The sequence below is a fragment of the Hydrocoleum sp. CS-953 genome (genome assembly GCF_002260545.1).
GTDB lineage: Bacteria > Cyanobacteriota > Cyanobacteriia > Cyanobacteriales > Microcoleaceae > Trichodesmium.
The window spans coordinates 1-5,596 of sequence record NZ_LGSU01000946.1; the positions used below are offsets into that span (position 1 = coordinate 1).

The window sequence follows — 5,596 nt, forward strand, 5'->3', positions numbered from 1 at the left end:
GCCCCAGAAACCATAAATATCACAGGAAACCCAGAAACAACAGACATCATAGACGGAGAAATCAAAGTTACCACAAATAACATCGGCAAAAAAGGTGCCGAAAAGACTAATCCAGTTAAGTATCTCAGCAATCCTGTTTAATAAATTTGTCGCATATCTATACTCTGATGAGTAAAAAAATATATATACTATGACTCAAAAGTAACTGGGAGCTGCTGTCAATGTCTGAAATTTTAGGTAATACCTATTTGTGGTTAAATCTTTAGGAATTGGCCTTTGTTTAGTAAATTTGCCATGAAGAGATTAGTCGTTTAAAGAAAAAATTAAATTAACTAATATTATTGAATAAGATGAGCTATTGTATAAATCCTGCCTGTCCTCAACCTCAAAATCCAAATAGTGTTAATAAATGTCAAGCTTGTGGTTCAGATTTAATTTTGCGCGATCGCTATGAAATTATTCAACCTCTTGGTAAAGGAGGTTTTGGAGCAACTTTTTTANATTAAGGAATTACGCCCATCAACTACAACCCCTGGTGTATTAGAGATGGCTAGAAAACTATTTGAGCGAGAAGCGAAAACTCTGGGAAAAATTGGCCATCATCCCCAAATTCCCAGATTATTAGGTTATTTTGAATGGAAGAAACATTTTCATTTAGTTCAAGAATATGTAAGTGGTTCAACCTTAAAACAGGAAGTCAAAAAACAGGGTCTATTTAGTGAAGAACAAGCGAAAAAATTTATCGTTGAAATTTTGCCAGTCATAGATTATATTCACACTCAAGGAGTAATTCACCGGGATATTAAACCTGCTAATATTATTCGGCGGAGTCAAGATGGTCATTTAGTTCTAATTGACTTTGGAGCTGTCAAAGATCATGTGAACCAAACTCATATGTCAGGTGGTACAGGAGAAACAGCTTTTACAAATATCTCTATTGGTACTTCAGGTTTTGCACCACCAGAACAAATGGCTTTGCGACCTGTATATGCAAGTGATATTTATGCTTTGGGAGTAACTACTATTTTCCTGCTGACAGGAAAAACTCCAAAGAGTCTTGGTTACGATCAGATTAATGGTGAAATTCTCTGGCGTCCTCAAGTGAATGTTAGTGACTGGTTTGGAGAAATTTTGGAGAAAATGCTAGAAGTTTCTGTACGACATCGCTTCCAGTCAGCAGAAGAACTTTCAGCAGCTTTGAAGACCAAAAAAACTCAGAAAAAACAGGTACAACCTGCTGCAGAAGATGCTGTTCAGACTTTATTTCGAGATGAACCTACAGTTTTTAATGATAATAAAAATGATGTTTCCTGGATTTCTCCCAGCACTAAAATTGCTCAAAAAATTAGAGAACGCAACACTCGTTTAGAAAAAAATCCTGCAACTCGCTCTCGATCTAATGTGAAGATGAGGCAAGAAATTAATCAAGGATATTTGACGACAGTATCTCCAAAAAGCAAAACAACTAATACAACACAATTAGCTAGTAAAATTCCGACTAAATGGACTGCTGGAACGTTACGAAGTGCTTATATGAAAGGTAGAAGAGATTTTGCTGATTGTAATTTAAGTCGCTTGAATTTGCGTAATGCTAAGTTGTCTGGAGCTAATTTTTATGGAGCTAATTTACATGAAGCTAATTTAGAAGGTGCAGATTTATCTGATGCTAATCTTGGTCATGTTAATTTAACAGATACTGTGCTGAAAAATGCCAATCTTAATAAAGCTTATTTAAGTACAGCTAGTTTGGCAGGTTGTAACTTGCAAGATGCAAATATGACAAATGCTTATTTGAATGGGGCAAATTTACGGGGTGCTAATTTATGTGGTACTAATCTCACAAATGCAATGGTCAGCGATCGTCAACTAGGTACGGCTAAAACTAATTGGTGGACAATTTTGCCCAATGGTAAAAGAGGTTCAGGATTCTAAAATAGTGGGTGTTTAATACTATTATGTAATATAATGGTGGCCGAAAAAATTCTGGTGTTAGTTATGATGCTCGAAAAATTTTTTTATGCCACAATAATTACGGTATTACTACCTATTTTGTTAGAAATTTATCCTTTTTCCCAACCTAAAACTTTGAAGCCCCAGGAAGTGACACAGAAATATAATCCTGTTCCAAGCTATGTTGATCGATTTTCTGTTATTTTTCCCAGTTAATTTATTGGGAGAATCACTCTCATATACCCACGTCATTTCAGTTATCAGTTAACAGCTAGCCTCCTAGGTCGGAACTGCCTCTTCCAGAGGAGCTTCGCTAACGTTTTTCATGTCGCGGAGCGAAACAGTACCTCAATGGAATAGGGAGGCTGGAAACACTGAATTTTCTTTTTTTTATACCCTTTCTAGGTAAAGCTATTGACATAATTTTCTTGTCAAATGACGTGGGGTGTTATTAGCAACCTCAGAATTTCTATAAACCTAATTACCAATAGATAATTGATAATTGATAATTGATCGATTCGGCTTTATTGCCTTTTATTTCAAGAGAAAAAAAGAAATAATATTTCCTTATTTTCAATCAAGAAAGGTTTGAACCAGAGGTAATTATCCATTATCCATTATCAATTATCAATTAATGACTTCCTGCCCATGTCACCCACTTATGAGATATACCTAAATGAGAAGAAGCTGCACTTAATTCACTTTGATTAACGTTGGCTCCCGTCAAATCTGCGCCACTCATTTCTACCTCATCCAGGGTTGCCCCAATTAAGTCTGCATTAGTCAGGTTAGCACTCCGCATATCAGCTCGCCTTAAATTTGCCCGTCCTAATTTTGCTCCTGTCAAGTCAGCACCAATCAGGTTAACATCACTTAAGTTTGTACTACGCAAGTCAGCATTACTAAGATCAGCACCGGATAGATTTGCTTGGCTCAAATCTACTCCATTTAGTTTAGCTTCACTTAAGTCAGCCCCACTCAAATCAGCTTCCTTCAAATTAGCCATTGTCAATTTTGCTCCACGCAGATTTGCATTGTTAAGGCAAATTCCTCGGAAGTAACGTTTTCCTATAGAGTAGCGACTCAGGAATTTTTGAGTATCCATATTGTTCAAATCCCTTTGATAAAATTTGTTTTTTAAAGATGGTTTATGTTTTTAATACTGGCAGAAAGATAAAAAAATGTAGCAAAAACTACATAAAACTTTAAAACTGTGTAAATTTATATGAAGTGAAATTTAGAGAGTTATTGGCAGGTAATATCATGTCCGGTTAAATAGTTATTATAATTAAAGTTCGTAGTATAGCTCTCAGCCCTATCTACAGTTGAGGCTGAGAGCTATACTACAAACAAAAACTTTATTATAAGTGATTATCCGATATCTAAAGTTAGTACTTGTTGTTGCTGTACTTAATAAACACCAATATCTAAAATTAGTGCCTGTTGTTGCTGTAGTTCATAAGCACCAATATCTACTGTGCCATTGACAATGCGGTCGAATAACGGCCCTCGTTGATCGAACGGTAATCCAACTGCACTCGCATTATCCCCGGCATCAATGGCAATACTGTTGGAGAGTAAGCCTTGGGTTTGAGTCGAACCACCATTATTTTGTAGAGGTAGCAAGCCTGGATCGCCTGACAGAAATGGATCGTAACTGCCGTCTTCAATCAGGTTGTTAACATTAGTGTCGATCTTCGTAGTATTGAGGAAGGCATCACCGCCATCAATGCTGTTGGCAATGATAGTATTGCTGAGGTTTGTATTCCCGACACTATATAAGCCACCCCCAAACCTATCAGCAGAATTATGGGAAATGGTAGAATTGGTAATAGTTGCCGTTCCCCTACTACTAAAAATACCTCCACCATCAGCACCACGACCAGCGGTACTGTTATAAGAAATAGTCGAGTTAAAAACTGTTAAGTTGCCATTTTTACTGTAAATTCCACCGCCATCGGTTCTATTTTTGCCATAGGCAGAATTACCTGAGATAGTTGAATCGATAACTTCTAGATCGCCATTGCGACTAAAAATACCGCCACCATCACCAGAGCCAAAATCGTCGGTCATGTGTGTCGAATTATCGGCAATGGTTGAATTGATGACTGTTGTGTTGCCATGGCGATTATAAATACCACCACCACTACCCAAGGCAGTTCCTTCAATAGTATTGCCAGAGATAGTAGAATTAGTCACCGTTATGTCACTATACCAGCCGTAAAGTCCACCACCATCACTCAAGCCACCAGTAACTTTATTTTCTGAAATAGTGCTATCGACAACTTTGAGCTTACCATTATTGATAGACACACCACCACCGTCAGGATCGTCACCAAGATTGTGAGCTATAATGGGGGAGAATTGTCCGTCGGTTAATTGGTTTCCAATGACCTCATTGTTAACAATATAGGTGTTGATGATTTCTAAATAACCACCATGACTATTGATTCCGCCACCATCAATAGATACGTCTCTGTCGTATTGCCCTTCAATGCCAGTTGAGGTGTTACCGGAGATAATACTGTCTTGAACTGTTAGATTTTCTGAGGTAAAAATTCCACCCCCACCACCTATGGGATTGCCTCCTGTAATGGTCAAGCCATTTATGAACACATTAATAAAATCGTCACTGTTATTATCTATGTTAAAGACTCGGAAGCCGTTCATCTGTGCATCCACTGTCAGCAGATTTGCACCTAATCCATTGATGGTGAGAGAATTGGTAATGGACAACTCTCCACTGGTTAGTCCTATAGTCTTTCCAGTCAGGGAACTATCAAAGGTAATGGTATCGGCATCCAGCGTTGCATTAGCCATCTCAATAGCATCACGCAGGCTACCCACTCCCGCATCATACACATTAGTTACATGAAAAGTCGCCATAAAATTAGAATCTCCTGCTTATTTTGCCTGTATAATGCTTATAATTGGCAAATAGGTGTGTAGGTGTACTTTTAGTTAGTTAAAATTCTGTTTTAAGAGAACTAGAATTATAATAACACAGACATTCTGTCAATAGCAAGGGCTTATTCATAACTTTACTGAATCTTCATAAAAATGCCCTAAAGTCCCGATAACTTTACTGAATCTTCATAAAAATACTTTTTGTTTTTTCAGGACTTACGCAAAATATGCAATTATACGCCATATGTAGGGGCGAATGGCATTCGCCCCTACATATGGCGCTTGGAGCGTAAGTCCTGTTTTTTTCTACGGATACGCTTCGCGAACGTTACCTTAACCCAACCTACAAGATTACTCAGACAATATTCGCAACGATTTCCAGCTCGTTGTCTCACGCGCTGCCGAATGGTTTATGGTAGTTGACTCATGGATGCAGTAGAACTCTCGAACCTTTTTGCACTCCTACAACTAAAGCTTTAGATTTCCGCAATCACCTGATTTGGTCAACTTGCATTAATGCCAGGAGTTCCTAGTTTTCTGGTTGTGTCAACCCAACTTTTTTTCTTTTTGTTTGTAGTTCCCCCAGTAGTTTATTTTGCTTTATATATTAGAGCTCTCCGGAAAAGAGGGAGTAGGGAGTAGGGGGAAAGAATTAGAGTTGTTGGGAAATAAGGTAAAATGGTTCAAGCAGAAATTGGCCAGAAGAATGCTAAATATTGAACGAGCCTTAAAACAAGAT

The 5,596-nt window shown here is 37.8% G+C and carries 5 protein-coding genes; 3 read left to right on the forward strand and 2 right to left on the reverse strand.

The features are described from left to right. Nucleotides 1–350 precede the first annotated feature (350 nt). The 3 genes from AFK68_RS41625 to AFK68_RS13060 all read left to right on the forward strand — a co-directional run. The coding region (locus AFK68_RS41625; protein WP_371357366.1) for a 4-Cys prefix domain-containing protein at nt 351–500 on the forward strand (150 nt) is incomplete at its 3' end. Nucleotides 501–546: 46 nt separating this feature from the next. Beyond that, the gene (locus AFK68_RS13055; protein ID WP_371357367.1) at nt 547–1,932 is read left to right on the forward strand and encodes a pentapeptide repeat-containing protein; all 1,386 of its coding nucleotides are present in this window, start codon (nt 547–549) and stop codon (nt 1,930–1,932) included. 33 nt (nt 1,933–1,965) lie between these two features. After that, nucleotides 1,966–2,166 (forward strand): hypothetical protein, encoded by a 201-nt coding sequence (locus AFK68_RS13060; RefSeq protein WP_094673190.1) that lies wholly within the window; start codon nt 1,966–1,968, stop codon nt 2,164–2,166. A 415-nt stretch (nt 2,167–2,581) separates the two neighbouring features. On the opposite strand, the gene AFK68_RS13065 is transcribed toward AFK68_RS13060, so the two are convergent. Next, nucleotides 2,582–3,055, reverse strand: a complete 474-nt coding sequence (locus AFK68_RS13065; protein WP_094673191.1) for a pentapeptide repeat-containing protein — start codon at nt 3,053–3,055, stop codon at nt 2,582–2,584. A 305-nt stretch (nt 3,056–3,360) separates the two neighbouring features. Next, nucleotides 3,361–4,836, reverse strand: coding sequence for a choice-of-anchor Q domain-containing protein (locus tag AFK68_RS13070; RefSeq protein ID WP_094673192.1), 1,476 nt, complete (start codon nt 4,834–4,836; stop codon nt 3,361–3,363). Between the last annotated feature and the right edge of the window lie 760 nt (nt 4,837–5,596).

What these genes read in the sequence shown, in the direction of transcription:
- AFK68_RS13065 (WP_094673191.1), bottom strand. Translation starts at nt 3,055, where the DNA reads ATGGATACTCAAAAATTCCTGAGTCGCTACTCTATAGGAAAACGTTAC.
- AFK68_RS13055 (WP_371357367.1), top strand. Translation starts at nt 547, where the DNA reads ATGGCTAGAAAACTATTTGAGCGAGAAGCGAAAACTCTGGGAAAAATT.
- AFK68_RS13070 (WP_094673192.1), bottom strand. Translation starts at nt 4,836, where the DNA reads ATGGCGACTTTTCATGTAACTAATGTGTATGATGCGGGAGTGGGTAGC.
- AFK68_RS13060 (WP_094673190.1), top strand. Translation starts at nt 1,966, where the DNA reads ATGGTGGCCGAAAAAATTCTGGTGTTAGTTATGATGCTCGAAAAATTT.